This window comes from Acinetobacter sp. GWC1_38_13 (assembly GCF_001767535.1).
GTDB lineage: Bacteria > Pseudomonadota > Gammaproteobacteria > Pseudomonadales > Moraxellaceae > Acinetobacter > Acinetobacter junii.
In genome coordinates this window covers 1-20,145 of record NZ_MELG01000011.1, presented here as the reverse complement: position 1 = coordinate 20,145, position 20,145 = coordinate 1, and the positions used below count along the sequence as shown (strand labels likewise).

At 40.4% G+C, this 20,145-nt stretch carries 15 protein-coding genes, 1 tRNA gene and 1 pseudogene; 2 read left to right on the top strand and 15 right to left on the bottom strand.

Going from position 1 to position 20,145, the window contains the following annotated elements; genetic code table 11:
* Positions 1–519 (top strand): annotated as a pseudogene (locus tag A2003_RS01140) (hypothetical protein); the annotation flags it as partial.
* Between the two features lie 95 nt (positions 520–614).
* On the opposite strand, the gene htpG reads toward A2003_RS01140, so the two are convergent.
* The 5 genes from htpG to A2003_RS01115 all read right to left on the bottom strand — a co-directional run bounded on the left by htpG (position 615) and on the right by A2003_RS01115 (position 6,580).
* Positions 615–2,534, bottom strand: coding sequence for a molecular chaperone HtpG (gene htpG, locus A2003_RS01135; protein ID WP_004916915.1), 1,920 nt, complete (start codon positions 2,532–2,534; stop codon positions 615–617).
* Between the two features lie 118 nt (positions 2,535–2,652).
* Positions 2,653–3,003: a lysozyme inhibitor LprI family protein gene (locus A2003_RS01130; RefSeq protein ID WP_042892076.1), complete on the bottom strand. Its 351-nt coding sequence runs from the start codon at positions 3,001–3,003 to the stop codon at positions 2,653–2,655.
* A gap of 120 nt (positions 3,004–3,123) precedes the next feature.
* On the bottom strand, positions 3,124–3,708 hold the full coding sequence (locus A2003_RS01125; protein ID WP_005403553.1) for an OmpW/AlkL family protein: 585 nt from the start codon (positions 3,706–3,708) through the stop codon (positions 3,124–3,126).
* A 452-nt stretch (positions 3,709–4,160) separates the two neighbouring features.
* Positions 4,161–5,582 (bottom strand): Na+/H+ antiporter family protein, encoded by a 1,422-nt coding sequence (locus A2003_RS01120; protein ID WP_005403552.1) that lies wholly within the window; start codon positions 5,580–5,582, stop codon positions 4,161–4,163.
* 122 nt (positions 5,583–5,704) lie between these two features.
* Complete coding sequence (locus A2003_RS01115) at positions 5,705–6,580, bottom strand: alpha/beta fold hydrolase (protein WP_005403551.1); 876 nt, start codon at positions 6,578–6,580, stop codon at positions 5,705–5,707.
* Positions 6,581–6,694: 114 nt separating this feature from the next.
* Here A2003_RS01115 and A2003_RS01110 point away from each other — a divergent pair, with 114 nt between their 5' ends.
* Positions 6,695–7,180, top strand: coding sequence for a DUF4442 domain-containing protein (locus A2003_RS01110; RefSeq protein WP_126131706.1), 486 nt, complete (start codon positions 6,695–6,697; stop codon positions 7,178–7,180).
* Positions 7,181–7,245: 65 nt separating this feature from the next.
* Here A2003_RS01110 and A2003_RS01105 read toward each other — a convergent pair whose 3' ends face one another.
* The 10 genes from A2003_RS01105 to A2003_RS01060 form a co-directional block, all read right to left on the bottom strand.
* Positions 7,246–7,602: a hypothetical protein gene (locus A2003_RS01105; RefSeq protein WP_004916926.1), complete on the bottom strand. Its 357-nt coding sequence runs from the start codon at positions 7,600–7,602 to the stop codon at positions 7,246–7,248.
* Between the two features lie 170 nt (positions 7,603–7,772).
* A complete protein-coding gene (gene rpoC, locus A2003_RS01100) occupies positions 7,773–11,966 on the bottom strand; it encodes a DNA-directed RNA polymerase subunit beta' (RefSeq protein WP_039047955.1) in 4,194 nt (1,397 codons plus the stop codon).
* A 149-nt stretch (positions 11,967–12,115) separates the two neighbouring features.
* Positions 12,116–16,204: a DNA-directed RNA polymerase subunit beta gene (gene rpoB / locus A2003_RS01095; RefSeq protein WP_125272769.1), complete on the bottom strand. Its 4,089-nt coding sequence runs from the start codon at positions 16,202–16,204 to the stop codon at positions 12,116–12,118.
* Between the two features lie 308 nt (positions 16,205–16,512).
* On the bottom strand, positions 16,513–16,884 hold the full coding sequence (rplL, locus tag A2003_RS01090; RefSeq protein WP_004916934.1) for a 50S ribosomal protein L7/L12: 372 nt from the start codon (positions 16,882–16,884) through the stop codon (positions 16,513–16,515).
* A gap of 42 nt (positions 16,885–16,926) precedes the next feature.
* On the bottom strand, positions 16,927–17,433 hold the full coding sequence (gene rplJ / locus A2003_RS01085; protein WP_004916937.1) for a 50S ribosomal protein L10: 507 nt from the start codon (positions 17,431–17,433) through the stop codon (positions 16,927–16,929).
* A 246-nt stretch (positions 17,434–17,679) separates the two neighbouring features.
* A complete protein-coding gene (gene rplA, locus A2003_RS01080; protein WP_004916940.1) occupies positions 17,680–18,375 on the bottom strand; it encodes a 50S ribosomal protein L1 in 696 nt (231 codons plus the stop codon).
* A 3-nt stretch (positions 18,376–18,378) separates the two neighbouring features.
* Positions 18,379–18,807: a 50S ribosomal protein L11 gene (gene rplK / locus A2003_RS01075; protein WP_004637639.1), complete on the bottom strand. Its 429-nt coding sequence runs from the start codon at positions 18,805–18,807 to the stop codon at positions 18,379–18,381.
* A gap of 111 nt (positions 18,808–18,918) precedes the next feature.
* Positions 18,919–19,452 (bottom strand): transcription termination/antitermination protein NusG, encoded by a 534-nt coding sequence (gene nusG / locus A2003_RS01070; protein WP_004916944.1) that lies wholly within the window; start codon positions 19,450–19,452, stop codon positions 18,919–18,921.
* A 7-nt stretch (positions 19,453–19,459) separates the two neighbouring features.
* Complete coding sequence (gene secE, locus A2003_RS01065; protein WP_004674339.1) at positions 19,460–19,897, bottom strand: preprotein translocase subunit SecE; 438 nt, start codon at positions 19,895–19,897, stop codon at positions 19,460–19,462.
* A gap of 76 nt (positions 19,898–19,973) precedes the next feature.
* A tRNA-Trp gene (locus A2003_RS01060) sits at positions 19,974–20,049 on the bottom strand.
* Positions 20,050–20,145: the final 96 nt, after the last annotated feature.

Here is a 20,145-nt window from a genome sequence, read left to right as displayed (position 1 = left end):
TCAAATTTCTCCAAACAACTACCATTTGATACCGATGCAGATATCGGTATTCGCTCTGGTGATGATGTTTATTTACGTTTGAGAGCAAAAAAATATTGGGATTTAGATCATGACTTTAATTTCAATGCTGAACAAATCTATCGCTATGGCAGTAAAAGTGAAAACTATCTTCGAACAAATTTAGAACTGATTCACGCACGCCCAAACCAACCTTTTTTATCAAATCAACTCAGTTTGACCTATGCTGATACACAAGATGATGATCTACGATGGGACAACCGTACATTCCGCCAACACCAATTTTTCGCACACAATAGTTTTAAATACGGTATTTACACGGGTGGCTATTACGATAACAACGATTTACGTCTAAATAGTTGGGGACCTTTTGTATCTTGGCGACAACCTCTTTGGCGCGAATGGTTCTATGTACAAGGAGATCTCAATTATTTTAACGACCATCGTGAAGATCGAAGCCATTACGTCAGTACATTTGTTCGGTTTGAAAGTTTGTTTTGATGAAATTAACAGCGATCTTGTGGATAACTTTAAGTTTATCCATAGCAAAAAACCTCTAATCACTTAGAGGTTTTTTGCTATCAGATGAGATAAAACTACTTCAATAGTAGGCTATTGATTCGTTTTACATATGCTGCTGGATCTTCAGGTAAACCACCCTCCGCAATAACAGCCTGATCAAAAATCACATTCGCTAAGTCATCAAATTGCTCAGAACTTTCTAACTTTTTCACCAGTGGATGTTCAGGATTAATTTCAAGGGTAGGCTTAATCTCTGGAACTGCTTGTCCTGCTTGTTTAAGCATACGTACCAACTGAGGTGAGAGCTCACCCTCACTAGTTACTAAGCATGCTGGAGAATCCACTAAACGTGTAGTCACACGGACTTCTTTAGTTTTCTCTTTGAGTGAAGCACTCAAGCGATCGATGACAGGTTTAAACTGCTCAGCTGCCTCTTCAAGCGCTTTTTTCTCTTCAGCATCTTGTAAATCACCTAAGTCAACAGCACCCTTTGAAACATTCTGTAACGGCGTACCTTCGAACTCATGGACAAAATTCATCGCCCAATCATCAACACGATCTGCCATCAGCAATACTTCAATGCCTTTTTTCTTAAATACTTCAAGTTGAGGAGAGTTTTTAGCAGCATTCAAACTTTCAGCCGTCACATAATAAATAGCCTTCTGACCTTCTTTCATACGCGACTTGTAGTCAGCAAAAGACGTTACAACCTCATCATTAGTCGACGTTGCGTAACGCAATAATTTCAAAATGCGCTCACGATTACCAAAGTCTTCGCCTAGACCTTCTTTTAGTACAGATCCAAATTCCGCATAGAATTTTTTGAATTTCTCTTGATCTTTTTCATCTTCAGATTTAGCTAAACTATCTAATAAGGTTAATACACGGCGTGCATTCCCTTCACGAATAGTTTTAACATCACGGCTTTCTTGCAATAACTCTCGGCTGACGTTCAATGGCAAATCAGCACTATCCACAACACCTTGTACAAATCGTAAATAATTTGGAATCAAATTATCTGCTTCATCCATGATGAAAACACGTTTCACATATAGCTTAATGCCAGCTTTTGCTTCACGGGTAAATAAATCTTGTTTTGCTTGACTTGGGATATACAACAATTGCGTATATTCAGTACTTCCCTCAACTCGGTTATGTGCCCAAGCCAATGGTTCTGCAAAGTCGTGACTTAAATTTTTGTAAAACTCGATGTACTGTTCTTCAGTAATTTCACTCTTGCTACGTGTCCATAATGCACTCGCAGAGTTAATCACTTCCCATTCATCTGTTTTGACCATTTGACCACCTTTAGGCTCTTCGCCCTCAGCAGTCTCTTCCTCTTGCCAGACTTCTTTTTGCATTTCGATTGGCAAGCTAATATGGTCAGAATATTTATTAACGATTTGTTTTACTTTCCAAGATTCTAAATAATCCAGTGCATCATCACGTAGGTGCAAGATGATATCTGTACCGCGTGTTGCTTTATCAATGCTTTGAACCTCAAACTCACCTGTTCCACCACTAATCCAACGTACCGCTTCTGTTGAAGCTAAACCAGCACGACGAGATTCGACAGTGATTTTATCCGCAACAATAAAACCTGAATAAAAACCAACACCAAACTGACCGATCAATTGCGCATCTGCTTTCTGATCACCAGTCAGCTTAGACATAAAATCTTTTGTACCTGATTTTGCAATCGTACCTAAATTATCAATCGCTTCTTGTTGGCTTAGACCGATACCATTGTCTGAAATTGTAAGCGTTTTATTTTCTTTGTCTAAAGTCAGACGCACTCGTAAATTTGGATCATTTTCATAATATTCGGGATGATTAATTCCCTCAAAACGTAATTTATCACATGCATCTGATGCATTCGAAATGAGTTCACGTAAGAAAATTTCTGGGTTTGAATAGAGAGAATGCGTCACTAAATGCAATAACTGAGCAACTTCAGCTTGGAAACTATAATTTTGTGATGCTTGTTCACTCATAAATCACTCCTTATTTGTGAGGCTTATCAATTTGGAATGATCTATGAATGGTGTATAACTAAAATTTTTCAATCCTTAAAATGCAATTTTTTATCTAAATCACTCAAATTTACGTGAGCTAGAAAGGTCCCTGACTCAACACGCGATCTTGTAGGATACGATCAAGTTGTTGTTGTCTTTGTAAATATGCTTTACTCAAACATAATGTTTTCGCACCGCAACGATTACGCTGTTTCAACCATTGAAACTGCTTATCTTTTTCAGCATCACGCCCTCCCATTGGAAGAGCATGCAAGATAATTTGATAAGTTGTTGCCAACTTTACATCGGCATCATTTAATTCTCGTTGATTACAAATCTGATGTTCAACCGTTGATTTTGCTTGATGGCATGGAAAACTAGCAGCTTCCACAGATGAAATAAATAATGGAAACAAAATAAACCCAATACACCCTAATTTAAATTTCATATCAAATCACACATAAATATAGTGAATTCTATTTATCATACGAGCAGTTTTTTTATTTTTATGTAGGTTTTTAATATAAAAAAAGCCCCACATAATGTGAGGCTTGCACAACTAGATGACTTAGAATTTATAGCTATAACCGAGGGTATAGACCATTGGATTCAAGTCTAATTTAAATTTAGTACCATCAACTAATTTAACTTTAGGGCTAATGTCTGCATAACGTGCATCAAAGTACACACCCCAGTTTTTCGCATCAGCAGGTTGGAAATTGAAACCTAACTGACCTGCAACACCGTATGCATTTTTTACGTCATCCGCCACGCCTTTTTCATGCCATGCAATAAATGCTGTACCACCGACACCAATATAAGGAGTGAAACGAGTTGAATTTTTAAAATTATATTTTGCTGTAATTGTTGGTGGTAATTGGCGCACACTTGCAACCTTTTCACCATTTAATAAAACATCGTGATTAATAGGATCAGCTAATAACACTTCAGCAGAAAACGGTGTATCACCAAAGAAATATTCAACTGACGGTGTAAATGCAAATTCATGATCCCCTTTTACCGTAGCACCAGGTGCAAGCGTTGTATCTGCTGTTGGGTCAATTAAACTCGCACCCACTTTAATTTGAAAACCTCCTGCAAATGCAGTTGAAGATAACCCCAATAATGCGACCACTAAAACTTTCTTTAACATTTAAATAACCTCATTTAAAAAATTATGTTCTTGCCCAATATAATAAACACCAGTTCACATTATTATACAATAGAGATAAAATCCGACTATTTTAATTATTTATCCAATCCATTGAATAACAAAAAAATATAATTGTTAAAATATGTAATATAACTTTAATCCAGACCATTTAGGTCAAGATAAATGCCTATAAAACCAAGCAATTTTATCAGAATTAACCATTAATAAAGACTGATAAATTTATTTAAAAAATAGAATTTAATTCTACTTAAAAATAATAAATCCACAATTTTTAATATAAAGTCATCATTATTTTAATAGAATAAAAAAGAGACGAAAAATATAACATGATTATTTTAAAATCAGTTAACCAAGATATTAAATAAATAAAATACGTAATTTAATTCACAAAAAATAAGGCCCTTAATCAGGACCTTTATTTAGAAAGATTATTATAGAATCATGGCTGCAATCCAGCCAAAGATCAAAAGAGGAATATTAAAATGAATAAATGTTGGAACGACCGTATCCCAAATATGATCATGTTGACCGTCCACACCTAAACCAGCCGTTGGTCCCAAAGTTGAATCCGATGCTGGAGATCCTGCATCTCCCAAAGCTGCGGCTGTACCGATCAATGCAATCGTCGCCAATGGTGAAAATCCAAATTGCACACACAACGGTACATAAATAACAGCCAATACAGGCACACTTGAAAAAGATGATCCAATCCCAATCGTAACAAATAAGCCGATAAATAACATCAGAAATGCAGCTAATGCATGATTATCACCAATGATATTGACCACACCATTTACCAATTGATTAATATCGCCTGTATGCGTCATGACTGATGCAAATCCAGCAGCAGAAATCATGATGAAGCCTACCAATGCCATCATCCGCATGCCTTGCACAAAAACATCATCCGCATCTTGCCATTTAAAAATTCCAGAAGCGGATAGCACAGCAAATCCAACCAATCCACCTAGAATCATAGAACCAGAATACAGTTGTGCAACCAGAGTCAGCACAATTGCAAGCAAAGCCATAAACATGGTTTTCTTAGAAATTGTCGGTACATTTTCTGCTTCATGTCGAAGCTCTTCAGCATCGGCTTTGAGATCATGCTCAACTTGAGATGTTGTACGCAATGGTTTATCTAAATCAATAGTTTTTACCGTTGTGATTGTACGATCTACGTATTCTCGTGGCTTACGGTAACTCACAAACACTGCCACAAGCGTACCAAGAACCATTCCTAAAACAGGAATAGCCATTCCAATCGGCATCATACTGCGTTCGACATGCAAACCATACGCTGCACCAATTTTGTTAATATTTCCCATCAAAATCTGTTCAAGGAAAATCGCACCAAAACCAACAGGCAGGAAAATATATGTTCCCACTAAACCAAGCGTTAGCACACATGCTGCCGCACGACGATCCAATTTTAGATGGTTCATGACTTTCAGCAATGGAGGTACCAGTACAGGGATAAAGGCGATATGAACTGGGATTAAGTTTTGCGAAAAGATTGCTGCAATTAACAAAATGGTTAATAAAAGATACTTCACCTTTTTTTCTTGATTTTTACTTGCTTCAAAGCCCAGTAAACCAATCAATTTATGCGCAAGTAAGTCAGGTAAACCTGATTTAGAAAGTGCTAAAGCAAACGCACCTAATACTGCATACGCTAAGGCAACTTCAGCACCATCACCTAAACCAGTATTAAATGCTTCCACAGTTTGGGAAAGACTCAAACCTGCAACTAAACCACCAATAATGGCTGAAATCACTAAAGTGAGAACAACAGAAACTCGTGCCAGTGACAGTATAAACATCACGGCAATCGCGATTACGACAGCATTCATGAAAAAAAGTAGGAGCAAAAGAAAGGCGACATTCTAGCAGATTCATTGAGATGAAGCTGAAAATATCGCCGAATAAAGTGCGTAAATCTTATGTGATTTTTATTGTTAAATATCGTTCAATCTTAAGCAGCCTGACGCTGAATAAAACCACGAATAAGTTCAGCAATTTTCTCAGGTTGGCTGATGACAGCCCAATGATTCGCATCAAGTTCAGTATATTCGAACTTTTCAACCCACTTCGGCATAGACTCAGTAATATATTCTGGACTAACAAATGCATCATGACGCAATACAATTGCTTGTACTGGGCATTGCGCATAACGTTGGCGTGGTTGAGTTAAAGAAGGAATAAAGTTTGCACGATATAAGTTAATTCCGTATTTACCATCTGCAACAATATTTGCATTTAATGGTAAATCTTGTTTTTTCTCTAATCCATTCAAGATTTTGCCCCATTTTTCTGGACTGAAGAAAGTCCAAACTGTAGGTGCAATGAGTGGTAAATGGAATGCACCGATATACCATGATTTTGTCAGCATTTTCAGAACATTTGCTGGTGCTGATTTAAACTTTTCACGCAAATATAAAGAAGCATGATCTAAGCAAGGCCCAGAGATCGTTGTATAAGACAACAAACGACCTTTAAGTTTAGGCTCAGTTGCCGATTCCCAAGATTGTAATGAACCCCAATCATGGGCTGCCATATGAAAATTACGATTTGGTAAAACTTGATCTACCACTTCTTGTAAATCTAATGACAAACGCGGTAGACGATAGTCTTTGATACGTTTTGGAATAGAAGATAAACCTGCACCACGCACATCATAAGTTACAATAAAATAATGATTGACAAGCTTTTCAATAATTGGCTCCCAAACTTCCTGATTATCTGGATAACCATGTACTAAAACCAATGGTGTTTTTTTCTCATCGCCCCATGTCTTCACACACAGTGTTTGCTGATCAGAAGTTGTGACAGTTTTTACTTGTGGTTGCATAATTTTTCCCATTTTGTTTTCAAGTGGCTTGGTCAACTAAACAGCCATTGCCAGCGATACAATAAAAATGATATTTATGGAGTATGAATAGAGTTATCAGAAAAAAAATTGACCATGAAAAACTTTTTCAGAAAAATTCGAACCATTCCAGCCGTTTCAAAATTTATGATCAATCATTACTCACCCTATCGCGGTGCAGGAATAGCAATTGAAACGATTGATCTCGACAATTATTTCATTCGAATCAAAATGCCGCTTACTCGAAAAAATCGAAATATCGTTGGAACACATTTTGGTGGCAGCTTGTACTCTATGGTTGATCCCTTTTATATGCTTATTTTGATGCATCATTTGGGTAACAAATACATTGTGTGGGATAAAAGTGCTGCAATCAATTTTTTATCACCAGGTCGAAGCACTGTTTATGCTGATATACGGATCAGCGCAGACGAAATTAGCAAAATTAAACGATTAGCTGAAAATCACGAACCTGTACTTCGATCATATACTTTAAATATTGTGGATGAAGCTGGTACTCGGATCGCAGAAGTCGAGAAAACCTTATACATTCGTAGAAAAAAGGCTAAAGCTACTACTTAATCTATACAGCTAGATAAAAAATGCCTGAGAGGAATCACAGGCATTTTTTATTACGAAATTAGAGATTATTTCTTTTCTTGGATGGCAGCACCTGCACCACCACCGATCGCACCACCTATTGCAGCACCAGAATCACCACCTAATAACGCTTTACCTACAACTGAACCAATACCTGCTCCAATAGCACTACTTGTAGTCGTACGGCTACTACCACCTTGGGTATTTGCCCCTACACCAGCACCAGCTGCTGCACCTACACCCGCACCTAGACCACCACCAACATGGTTACCAACACCACCACCTACTGCACCACCCAAGGCTGCTGCACCGATACGCTGGTCTGATGCACTCATATTTTGACAACCTGTAAACATAACCGTTGATATGACTAAAGCAGAAACAACACCAATTGTTTTTTTCATGACGGATACTCTCCTGTTCTGTATGTTAAAAATAATAATCTTCTTTTATGTGGACTTTGATCATGTTATGTAATTTGAGTTAGCTAATGCTTTAATATTTGTAAATTTAAACTCAATCTTAAACCAATAAAAAAAGCACCCGAAGGTGCTTTTTTTGAATCAACTCATAATTAGAATTGATCTGAATTTAACGCTTGACTAAACGCTTGATCAACTTCACTGAAATCATTGTGAAGTTCAAACTCAGCAGCTTCCGCTTCTTGACGACGACGTTCTAGGTGATACGCAAGACCTGTACCAGCAGGAATCAAACGACCAACAACAACGTTTTCTTTCAAGCCACGTAAATCATCTTCTTTACCTGTTACAGCAGCTTCAGTTAACACACGTGTTGTTTCCTGGAACGATGCAGCAGAGATGAACGAGTCAGTAGAAAGCGACGCTTTAGTAATACCCATCAATTGACGTTCAAACTTCGCAGGGAACTTGTTCTGAGCCAAGACAGCTTGGTTCTCTTGAACAACACGGATGTAATCCACTTGTTCGCCTTTAATAAAGCTTGTATCGCCACCATCAGTGATTTCAACTTTACGCAACATTTGACGTACGACGACTTCAATGTGCTTATCGTTGATTTTTACACCTTGGAGACGGTAAACGTCTTGAACTTCGTTCACGATGTAGTTTGTTAAAGCAACTTCGCCTTTCAAACGTAAGATGTCATGTGGGTTTTGTGGACCATCAGAAATGGTTTCACCACGGTTCACATGCTCACCCTCGAACACGTTGATTTGACGCCATTTAGGAATCAACTCTTCGTAGATCTCCGAACCATCATCTGGTGTGATCACTAAACGGTTCTTACCTTTGGTCTCTTTACCAAAGCTTACGATACCAGACACTTCTGCCAAAATCGCATGCTCTTTTGGTTTACGTGCTTCAAACAAGTCTGCAACGCGTGGAAGACCACCGGTAATATCACGAGTACGCGAAGATTCTTGTGGTACACGACCGATTACATCACCCACACCAATCGTTTCGCCATCACGGACAGTCACGATTGTATTTTGTGGCAAGAAGTAGAACTGTTCGCCGCCATCTGTTGTATCCAACACGATCGCAGGACGTAAATCTTTACCAGACGCAGGACGTGCTGTTACTGGCAAGATTTCAACAGTCGTCATACCTGTTGCATCATCAGTCTTAGAGGTAGCAGTTACACCATCAGCGATTTGGCTGAAACGTGCTTTACCCGCAACTTCTGTAACAAGTGGATGTGTATGTGGATCCCAAGTCGCTACGATACCGCCAGCTTCTACAGTCTCACCATCTTTCAACAAGATGCTGGCACCGTAAGGAAGTTTATAACGCTCGCGCTCACGACCTAAGTCATCCGCAATACCAATTTCACCTGAACGAGAAACTGACACTAAGTGACCTTTGGCATGTTGTACAGTTTTCACATTGTGGAAACGTACAGTACCTTTGTTACGTACTTGAACGCTGTTCGCAGCAGAAGTTCGGCTCGCAGCACCACCAACGTGGAACGTACGCATCGTTAACTGTGTACCAGGTTCACCAATTGACTGAGCAGCCATTACACCCACTGATTCACCTGGATTCACCAAGTGACCACGTGCAAGGTCACGACCATAACAACGAGCACACACACCGAATGTAGATTCACATGCAATTACTGAGCGTACTTTAACTTCATCGACACCCGCTTCTTCAAGCTGAGCTGCGATTTTCTCGTCAATTAACGTACCACGAGGTAATACAACTTCATCATCAGATGCACGACGTACATCTTCAGCAGTTACACGACCTAATACGCGGTCACGTAATGGCTCGATGACATCACCACCCTGAATGAATGGAGTCATCACTAGACCACCACTTGTACCACAATCTGGCTCAGTAATTACTAAGTCTTGTGCCACGTCTACAAGACGACGAGTCAAGTAACCAGAGTTCGCAGTTTTCAATGCAGTATCGGCCAAACCTTTACGCGCACCGTGTGTTGAAATGAAGTACTGGAGTACTGTCAAACCTTCACGGAAGTTCGCTTTAATTGGAGTCTCAATAATCGAGCCATCCGGTTTTGCCATCAAACCACGCATACCTGCAAGCTGACGAATCTGAGCCGCACTACCACGGGCACCAGAGTCAGACATCATATAGATACTGTTGAATGATTTTTGCTTCTCGTCTTCACCTTGTTTGTTTTTCACAAGTGTATAAGACAAGTTATCCATCATTGCTTTAGCAACTTGGTCGTTTGTACGCGCCCAAATATCGACAACTTTGTTATAACGTTCACCAGCAGTTACGAAACCTTGTTCGAACTGTTGTTCGATTTCACGAACTTCTGTTTCCGCTTTGTCAATAATTGTGTGTTTCGTAGGTGGAATTAACATGTCTTCCATACCTACAGATACACCTGAACGAGTCGCTTGACGGAAACCCAAGTACATTAATTGGTCAGCGAAGATAACTGTATCTTTCAAACCAAGTTTACGGTAGCAAGAGTTGATTAACTTAGAGATGTTCTTTTTAGTCATCTCAAGGTTGATCATGTCAAAGCTTAAACCTTCTGGAACAACTTCCCAAAGTAAGCAACGACCTGGTGTTGTATCAACAATAATAGTTTGCTGTTCACGCTCACCATTTTCATTGATAACCGTTTGATGCACACGTACTTTAACACGAGCATGGATCGCAACTTGACCAGTTGCAAGTGCACGGTTTACTTCGTGAGTATCCGCAAACACCATGCCTTCACCTTTCGCGTTTACTGCATCACGAGTGATGTAGTAAAGACCCAAGACAACGTCCTGAGAAGGAACGATGATTGGCTCACCGTTTGCTGGTGACAAGATATTGTTTGTTGACATCATCAATGCACGAGCTTCTAACTGTGCTTCAAGTGTCAATGGAACGTGTACCGCCATTTGGTCACCGTCGAAGTCGGCGTTGAACGCAGCACAGACGAGCGGGTGAAGACGGATTGCCTTACCTTCAATAAGAATAGGTTCAAATGCTTGAAGACCTAAACGGTGAAGTGTTGGCGCACGGTTCAACATTACTGGATGTTGACGAATTACAGATGCAAGAACGTCCCAAACTTCCGGAGTCTCACGTTCAACCATTTTCTTCGCAGCTTTAATGGTTGTTGCTTGACCAGATGCTTGTAGTTTCGCGAAAATAAATGGTTTGAATAATTCAAGCGCCATTTTCTTCGGAAGACCACATTGGTGAAGACGTAAAGTAGGACCTACGGTAATTACCGAACGACCAGAATAGTCAACACGTTTACCAAGTAAGTTTTGACGGAAACGACCTTGTTTACCTTTGATCATATCAGCCAAAGATTTCAATGGACGTTTGTTCGAACCTGTAATCGCACGACCACGACGACCGTTATCAAGCAATGCATCAACAGACTCTTGTAACATACGTTTTTCGTTACGTACGATAATGTCTGGTGCAGCAAGGTCGAGAAGACGTTTCAAACGGTTGTTACGGTTAATCACACGACGATATAGATCGTTTAAGTCTGAAGTCGCGAAACGACCACCTTCAAGTGGTACAAGCGGACGTAAGTCTGGTGGAAGTACTGGAAGTACATTCATCACCATCCATTCAGGCTTATTGTTTGATTCTTTGAATGCTTCCATCAACTTCAAACGTTTAGACGCTTTTTTAAGTTTCGTCTCTGAAGTCGTTTGTGGAATCTCTTCACGTAAACGAGCAATTTCAGCTTCAAGATCGATGTCTTTCAACAAGTCTTGAACAGCTTCTGCACCCATTTTCGCTGTGAATTCATCACCGTGCTCTTCAAGTGCATTGTAATATTCTTCATCCGTTAAAAGTTGATACTTTTCAAACGGAGTCATACCAGGATCAGTAACGACATAAGATTCGAAATATAATACGCGCTCGATATCACGTAATGTCATATCAAGAAGTAAACCAATACGGCTCGGTAATGATTTCAAGAACCAAATGTGTGCAACTGGAGAAGCAAGTTCAATGTGACCCATACGTTCACGACGAACTTTAGCAGTCGTTACTTCAACGCCACATTTTTCACAAATGACGCCTTTATATTTCATACGCTTGTATTTACCACACAAGCATTCGTAATCTTTTACTGGACCAAAGATTTTGGCACAGAACAAACCGTCACGTTCAGGTTTAAAAGTACGGTAGTTAATGGTTTCAGGCTTTTTAACTTCACCGTGAGACCATGACTTAATCATCTCTGGTGACGCAAGACCAATACGGATACGGTCAAATTCAATCGGTGCATGACCTTCTGAATCCGTTTTCTTACGCATGATATCGAGCAAGTCTTTCAATTTTTTTCTCCGTGTGTCAGGAAGCTAGGCTTACCTGACTGGGTCACAAATATTGTTTTTTAACTGAACAACCCTCCCTCAACCCCTCCTTTTCTCAGGAGGGAAGCCCCCACCCTTTTCGAGTGGAAACTAGGAGAATTAATGGCTAATTAGTCACCATTTTTCAGTTCAATGTTGATACCTAAAGAACGGATCTCTTTGGTCAATACGTTGAACGATTCAGGCATACCCGGATCCATATAATGGTTTCCATCTACAATGTTCTTATAGATGCGTGTACGACCTTCGACGTCATCCGACTTCACAGTGAGCATTTCTTGGAGGGTATATGCTGCACCATATGCTTCAAGTGCCCATACTTCCATCTCACCGAAACGCTGACCACCGAATTGTGCTTTACCACCAAGCGGTTGTTGTGTCACAAGTGAGTAAGAACCAGTTGAACGTGCATGCATCTTATCGTCAACCAAGTGGTTCAACTTAAGCATGTACATGTAACCGACAGTTACTGGACGATCAAACTGTTCACCTGTACGTCCATCAAACAAGATTTGTTGACCAGAACGTGGTAACTCTGCAAGCTCAAGTAACTCTTTGATTTGTGACTCTTCAGCACCATCAAATACTGGAGTTGCCAAAGGCACACCAGCACGTAAATTACCTGCAAGCTTCAAGATCTCTTCGTCAGTTAGTGTGTCAAGCTGTTCTTGCTCACCACCCACTTTATTATAAATCTTGTCAAGGAATGAACGTAACTCGGCAATTGTACGTTGTTGTTTGAGCATTTTATCAATCTGCTCACCCAAACCTTTTGCTGCCATACCTAAGTGAGTTTCAAGAATCTGACCCACGTTCATACGCGATGGTACACCGAGTGGGTTCAATACGATATCAACTGGCACACCATTGGCATCATGTGGCATATCTTCAACTGGTAAGATGTTTGATACAACACCCTTGTTACCGTGACGACCCGCCATCTTATCACCAGGTTGGATACGACGTTTAACTGCTAGGTAAACCTTAACAACTTTCAATACACCAGTTGTTAACTCATCACCTGTAGAAAGTTTACGTTTCTTCTCAGCAAATTTTTCATCAATTTCATGGCTCTTTTCTTTCAAGAACACTTGAATTTGAGTTAAACGCTCAGCAATTGCTTCATCTGTTGGTTGGATTTCAAGTAGATCAACTAACTCTAGACCAGACAACATATCTTCTGAAAGCTTCTCACCACGTTTAGTCGAACCACCACCGTTAGATTCTTGACCTTTCAACAAACGAACAATACGCTCACGTGCTGCTTCTTCGAAGATTTTGTATTCTTCTTTCAAGTCTTTACGGTATGCATCAAGCTGAGCTTTCTCAATTGCTTGCGCACGTTCATCTTTTTCTAAACCATCACGTGTGAAGACTTGAACGTCAATTACTGTACCTTTAGTGCCAGATGGAACACGTAAAGATGAATCTTTTACGTCAGCCGCTTTTTCACCAAAGATTGCACGAAGTAGTTTTTCTTCAGGTGTTAACTGAGTTTCACCTTTAGGTGTTACCTTACCAACAAGAATATCACCTGCAGTAACTTCAGCACCGATATAAACAATACCTGACTCATCAAGTTTAGACAGTGCAGCTTCACCGACGTTAGGAATATCAGCAGTAATTTCTTCTGCACCTAACTTAGTATCACGCGCTACACATGACAATTCTTGAATATGAATCGACGTTAAACGGTCTTCTTGAAGCACACGCTCAGAAAGTAAGATCGAGTCTTCATAGTTATAACCGTTCCATGTCATGAACGCGACGCGCATGTTTTGACCTAGCGCAAGTTCACCCATGTCAGTCGATGGACCGTCAGCCAAAATATCGCCACGAGCAACTTTGTCGCCCAAGTTTACGATGACATTTTGGTTAATACATGTATTTTGGTTTGAACGTGTATATTTGATCAGGTTGTAAATATCCACACCTGCTTCACCTGCAATCATTTCATCTTCGTTCACACGAATAACGATACGAGATGCATCAACATATTCAATTACACCACCACGACCCGCGATCACACATACACCTGAGTCGCGTGCTACGTTTGCTTCCATACCCGTACCGACAAGTGGTTTGTCAGCACGAAGTGTAGGAACAGCCTGACGTTGCATGTTCGAACCCATCAATGCACGGTTTGCGTCATCGTGTTCAAGGAATGGAATTAATGACGCTGCAACAGAAACAACCTGCTGTGCAGAAACATCCATATGTGTTACGCGCTCAGGCGACATACGTACGAATTCACCTTGATGACGTACAGAAACCATTTCTTCAGTCAAGTTGCCATCTTTATCCACTGCTGAGTCGGCTTGTGCAATGACAGTGCCTACTTCTTCAATTGCAGATAAATATTCAACTTCATCTGTCACACGACCGTCTACAACCTTACGGTATGGTGTTTCCAAGAAACCGAAGTCATTCGCTTTTGCATAGACAGAAAGCGAGTTGATCAAACCAATGTTTGGACCTTCAGGTGTTTCAATTGGACAAACACGACCATAGTGAGTTTGATGTACGTCACGCACTTCGAAGCCTGCGCGTTCACGTGTCAAACCACCAGGACCAAGCGCAGACACACGACGTTTATGTGTAATCTCAGATAATGGGTTGTTTTGGTCCATGAACTGAGATAACTGGCTTGAACCAAAGAATTCTTTGATTGCCGCAGCAACTGGTTTCGCGTTGATTAAATCTTGTGGAGACAAGTTATCAGTTTCAGCTTGGCTTAAACGCTCTTTCACAGCACGTTCAACACGAACCAAACCAACACGGAATTGGTTTTCTGTCATTTCACCAACAGAACGTACGCGACGGTTACCCAAGTGATCGATATCGTCGACTTCACCTTTACCATTGCGGATCTCAACTAATGTACGAAGTACATCAATGATATCGTCATGCGATAAAATACCTTCAACTTCACGTGACTTCTGATCAGTACCCACTTCGTAAGGACGACCCAAACGACGGTTAAACTTCATACGACCTACTGGAGAAAGGTCATAACGTTCAGAAGAGAAGAATAAGTTATTAAATAAGTTCTCTGCTGCTTCTTTTGTCGGTGGTTCACCTGGACGCATTACTTTATAGATTTCAACAAGCGCTTCTTCACGACCTGTTGTTGTATCTGCACGTAATGTATCTGCAATGAACGAACCACGATCGATGTCATTAGTGAATAGGATGTTAAATTGTTTAACACCACCTTCAGCCAATTTCACCATAATTTCATGGCTAAGTACGGTATTTGCAGGAATCACATCACCACTTTTCAGTGTGATATCTTCAGCTGTAATACGCTCATATAAATATTCATCAGGTACAGAAAGCTTAGCTAAGTTAGCTGCTTCCATTTGGCGTACATGACGCGCATTAATACGTTTACCTTGTTCAACGATTGCTTTACCGTCGTTGTCCAAGATATCAAATTGTGCCATTTCACCACGTAAGCGATCTGGAACGAGGTCAATTTGATAGCTACCCATATCAAGATATACAGGTACTTTTTCATAGAACAAATTCAAGATTTGTTCATTGCTATAATTTAAAGCACGTAAGATCACAGTCGCTAACAATTTACGACGACGGTCAATACGTACGAAAACTAAATCTTTTGCATCAAATTCAAAGTCTAACCATGAACCACGGTAAGGGATAATACGTGCTGAATACAACACTTTACCACTTGAGTGAGTTTTACCCTTATCATGATCAAAGAATACGCCTGGGGAACGGTGTAATTGAGATACGATTACACGTTCAGTACCGTTAATAACGAAAGTACCGTTGTCGGTCATGAGCGGCATTTCGCCCATGTACACTTCTTGTTCACGAACATCTTTGATTGATTTCGTTTCGCGATCTTTAATGATCAAACGAATTTTTACGCGCATTGGTGCCGCATAAGTCGAACCACGTAAAATACATTCACGCACGTCAAACTCGGGTTTACCAAGGCTATACTCAACAAATTCTAAAGCAGCATTGCCAGAATAACTTTCAATAGGAAAAACTGAACGAAATGCGGCTTGGAGACCGATATCTTCGCGATTTTTTGGAGTTTTACCACCTTGTAAGAATGTACGATACGAATCGACCTGAATCGAAAGTAAGTACGGTGCTTCCATTACGTGGGGCAATTTACCAAAATTCTTACGGATCCGTTTCTTTTCGGTATATGAGTATGCCATCTGGAGTCCTCGGAAAGTAAACTAAGCCCGCCTGCAGAACGGGCCTAGAAGGAATTACGCAGGCCGATATGGCCACCACTGTTTACAAATGCTGCAATTTTTAGTGGTATCAAAACGCTTAACAATATTTTTATAAGCAAAAAAATATTGGTAAGCATTTGATTTTATTTGTTTTCTATAAAAATCTGCACAAAATATGCAAAACTAACAAAAAACGAGCCGATTATTGTAACGCAAAAAGGCTGATGACCCAAGAGCCATCAGCCATTTTTTGGAGCCGATTATAAAAAAATCGACTCCCTACAGAATTACTTAAGTGTAACTGTAGCACCAGCTTCTTCAAGCTTCTTCTTAAGCTCTTCGCCTTCTTCTTTAGAAACAGCTTCTTTAAGAACAGCTGGAGCGCCTTCAACAAGGTCTTTAGCTTCTTTAAGACCAAGACCAGTAGCTTCACGAACTGCTTTAATTACAGCAACTTTGTTAGCACCGAAAGAAGTCAACTCAACGTTGAATTCAGTTTGTTCTTCAGCAGCAGCAGCGCCAGCGCCTGGAGCAGCAGCAACAGCTACAGCAGCAGCAGATACGTTAAATTTTTCTTCGAAAGCAGAAATTAATTCAACAAGTTCAAGAACTGTTTTTTCAGCAACTGCGTTTAAGATTTCTTCGTTTGTTAAAGCCATGAGAATAACTCCAAATGGATATTGAATGGTGTGAAAATAGAATTAAGCTGCTTCTGACTCGTTTTTCTCTTTGAGCGCTGTAATGAGACGACCCAATTTCGAAATAGGAGCTTGAAGAACAGACGCGAGCATAGTAAGCGCTTTTTCTTGGTTCGGAAGGTTTGCAATCACGCTAACGTCAGCACCTTGATAAACCTTGCCATCAAATGCAGCAGCTTTAAGTTCAAATGCTTTGTTAGTTTTCGCAAATTCTTCGAACAAGCGTGCAGCTGCACCCATGTCATCTTCAGAAGTAGAGAAACCGAGAATGGTTGGGCCAACAAGGTTGTCATTTAAGATATCGAATTGAGTACCTTCTAATGCGCGCTTAGCCAAAGTGTTACGAACGATACGAGTCGTCACACCTAACTTACGAGCTTCAACACGAAGTGTTGTTAATTGCTCTACGCTTGAACCTTGATAGTTAGCCACAACAACAGAAAACGCTTTAGAAGCAACTTCGCTTACTTCTGCAACGATCTGTTTTTTGCCTTCGATAAGAAGAGCCATTGTAAAACCTCCTAACGGTGATTTATGCATCTATAAAGATGCACTCCCAATTCGTAAGCCTTTCGACTTACACGTGGAGGAGGAACAAATCACACCACCACGTCTACTCAGGCTGGTAGATTAAGAAAAATGTTCGAAAACACTTCTCACCTGAGGTCTTTGACGCTGATAAATATTCATTTATCAATTCAAAGTTTGCTCAAACTCTTTAAAAAAAAGAGTCTGAGGCTTTAAAATTCTGTCTAATTACTTAGAAACGTTGTTTACGTCAACAGTAAGACCAGGACCCATAGTTGAGCTTAAAGTGATCTTTTTAACGTATACACCTTTAGAAGTAGCAGGCTTTAATTTTTTCAAGTCTGCAATTAAAGTTTCAACGTTTTGACGTACAGCTTCTTCGCTAAAGCCAAGCTGACCAATCGCAGCGTGGATGATACCCGCTTTGTCAACACGGTAACGTGCTTGACCAGATTTAGCATTTTTAACTGCGTTAGCAACGTCTGGAGTAACCGTACCCACTTTCGGGTTTGGCATTAAACCACGTGGACCAAGAATAGTACCAAGCTTACCAACAACGCGCATTGCATCAGGAGCAGCAATTACTACGTCAAAATCAAGGTTTCCACCTTGAATGCTTTCAGCAAGATCATCAAAACCAACGATATCAGCGCCAGCAGCTTTCGCAGCTTCAGCAGCAGCACCTTGAGCAAATACTGCAACACGTACAGTTTTACCTGTACCTGCTGGTAAAGTAGTCGCACCACGAACAACCTGATCAGATTTACGTGGATCTACGCCAAGGTTTACAGCGATATCTAAAGATTCTTTGAACTTCGCAGCTGGAAGGCTGTTAAGAACTTGTACTGCTTCTTCCAAAGTATAAACTTTGTTTGCTTCTACAGCAGCAGCAATGGCTTTTTGACGTTTAGTTAACTTTGCCATGTCTTATAGCTCCACTTCCAAGCCCATAGAACGTGCAGAACCAGCAATGGTACGCACACGAGCGTCTAAATCAGCACCAGTTAAATCTGGTTCTTTAGTAGTCGCAATCTCTTCTAATTGAGCACGAGTCAACTTACCAACTTTAGTTTTGTTAGGTACAGAAGAACCCTTTTGAATACCAGCAGCTTTCTTAAGAAGAATAGATGCAGGTGGAGTTTTCATGATGAAAGTGAACGACTTATCGTTGTACACAGTGATCACGACAGGAATTGGCAAACCAACTTCAAGTTTTTGTGTAGCAGCATTGAATTCTTTACAGAATGCCATGATGTTTACACCACGTTGACCTAAAGCAGGACCAATTGGTGGAGATGGATTCGCTTTACCAGCTGGAACTTGCAGCTTGATATAGCCGTCAATCTTCTTAGCCATTGAAATTACCTCTGGGTACAGACGCCGTTAGGCTCCCCAAAAAAATAAGTAATGCCGAAACATTACAACAACAATGCCCGATCAAATCGGGCGCTTTTCAAACAACTGAAATTAAACTGTTTTTTCGACTTGTCGAAATTCAAGTTCAACTTGAGTTGGTCGATTAAATACATTAATCGTCAACGTTAAACGTGACTTTTCGTACTGAACTTCCTCCACGACTCCTTTAAAGTCAGTGAACGGACCATCAATAACGAGCAATTCTTCACCTGGTTCAAACATCGTCTTAGGACGCGGTGCTTCACCAGTATTACGTACACGAGCAAGAATCGCATCAGCTTCACGTTGTGTGATTGGCGCTGGTTTTTCTGGCGTACCACCGATAAAACCAAGAACCTTTGGACATTCTTTTACAATGTGCCAAGTATCATCATTCATTTCCATTTCGACTAACACATAGCCTGGAAAGAATTTACGTTCAGATTTACGTTTCTTACCATCCTTCATTTCAACTACTTCTTCAGTAGGAACTAGGACTTCACCAAAGCTGTCAGCTACCGTGCTACGTTGAATACGTTCATTAAGCGAACGCAACACTTGTTTTTCAAAGCCTGAATAGGCATGAATAATATACCAACGTTTCATGGCGCTCTTACCCGATAATTAACTTAATAAACCAACCTAACCCATAATCAAAGCACCACAACACTAGAGATGCAATAATTACTACCAAGAGCACCTGCCACGAAGTGGTGATCGTCTCTTGTTTCGTCGGCCAAGTCACTCGACGCAGTTCAATTCGTGCATCTTGCAACAAGCGCACAAAGCCTTTACCTTGATGGGTGGCGTATAATAAACCTAAAGCGACAACGATACAAGCCAAAATTACCCCAACGCGCACCCAAATATCATTTGCAGGCGCCCAATAGGCAGGTAAATGCTGATTTACCAATGCAGAACCGATTAGCAAAGCAATAGCAACCAACCACAGGACAGCATCCAATGGCGAACCTGAACTTACAACTTCTGCATTATTTCTTTGAGGGATTGGCGCGTCGCTTAATGCGTCACGCGATTTATCATTCGACATTTTTTTACTCGTCGTTGAATTCGCGACTTATTATATGACAACTTAGCCAGAATCAAGCTTTTTTATTTAAAAAAAGTGGCAGGCCAGGAGGGACTCGAACCCCCAACATTCGGTTTTGGAGACCGACGCTCTACCAATTGAACTACTGACCTATTGAGCAAATCGAAAGCCGAAGCTTCCGATTTGAGTGTAACACAGTATTGGGCTTATGCAGTTACTTTAGCAACAACACCAGCACCTACAGTACG

Excerpts from the sequence above, each read along its gene's own strand:
- nusG (WP_004916944.1), bottom strand. The coding sequence starts at position 19,452 with ATGAAACGTTGGTATATTATTCATGCCTATTCAGGCTTTGAAAAACAA.
- A2003_RS01125 (WP_005403553.1), bottom strand. The coding sequence starts at position 3,708 with ATGTTAAAGAAAGTTTTAGTGGTCGCATTATTGGGGTTATCTTCAACT.
- secE (WP_004674339.1), bottom strand. The coding sequence starts at position 19,897 with ATGTCGAATGATAAATCGCGTGACGCATTAAGCGACGCGCCAATCCCT.
- A2003_RS01105 (WP_004916926.1), bottom strand. The coding sequence starts at position 7,602 with ATGAAAAAAACAATTGGTGTTGTTTCTGCTTTAGTCATATCAACGGTT.
- A2003_RS01110 (WP_126131706.1), top strand. The coding sequence starts at position 6,695 with ATGAAAAACTTTTTCAGAAAAATTCGAACCATTCCAGCCGTTTCAAAA.
- A2003_RS01115 (WP_005403551.1), bottom strand. The coding sequence starts at position 6,580 with ATGCAACCACAAGTAAAAACTGTCACAACTTCTGATCAGCAAACACTG.
- htpG (WP_004916915.1), bottom strand. The coding sequence starts at position 2,534 with ATGAGTGAACAAGCATCACAAAATTATAGTTTCCAAGCTGAAGTTGCT.
- A2003_RS01130 (WP_042892076.1), bottom strand. The coding sequence starts at position 3,003 with ATGAAATTTAAATTAGGGTGTATTGGGTTTATTTTGTTTCCATTATTT.
- rplK (WP_004637639.1), bottom strand. The coding sequence starts at position 18,807 with ATGGCTAAGAAGATTGACGGCTATATCAAGCTGCAAGTTCCAGCTGGT.
- rplJ (WP_004916937.1), bottom strand. The coding sequence starts at position 17,433 with ATGGCTCTTCTTATCGAAGGCAAAAAACAGATCGTTGCAGAAGTAAGC.
- rplL (WP_004916934.1), bottom strand. The coding sequence starts at position 16,884 with ATGGCTTTAACAAACGAAGAAATCTTAAACGCAGTTGCTGAAAAAACA.
- rpoB (WP_125272769.1), bottom strand. The coding sequence starts at position 16,204 with ATGGCATACTCATATACCGAAAAGAAACGGATCCGTAAGAATTTTGGT.
- rplA (WP_004916940.1), bottom strand. The coding sequence starts at position 18,375 with ATGGCAAAGTTAACTAAACGTCAAAAAGCCATTGCTGCTGCTGTAGAA.
- A2003_RS01120 (WP_005403552.1), bottom strand. The coding sequence starts at position 5,582 with ATGAATGCTGTCGTAATCGCGATTGCCGTGATGTTTATACTGTCACTG.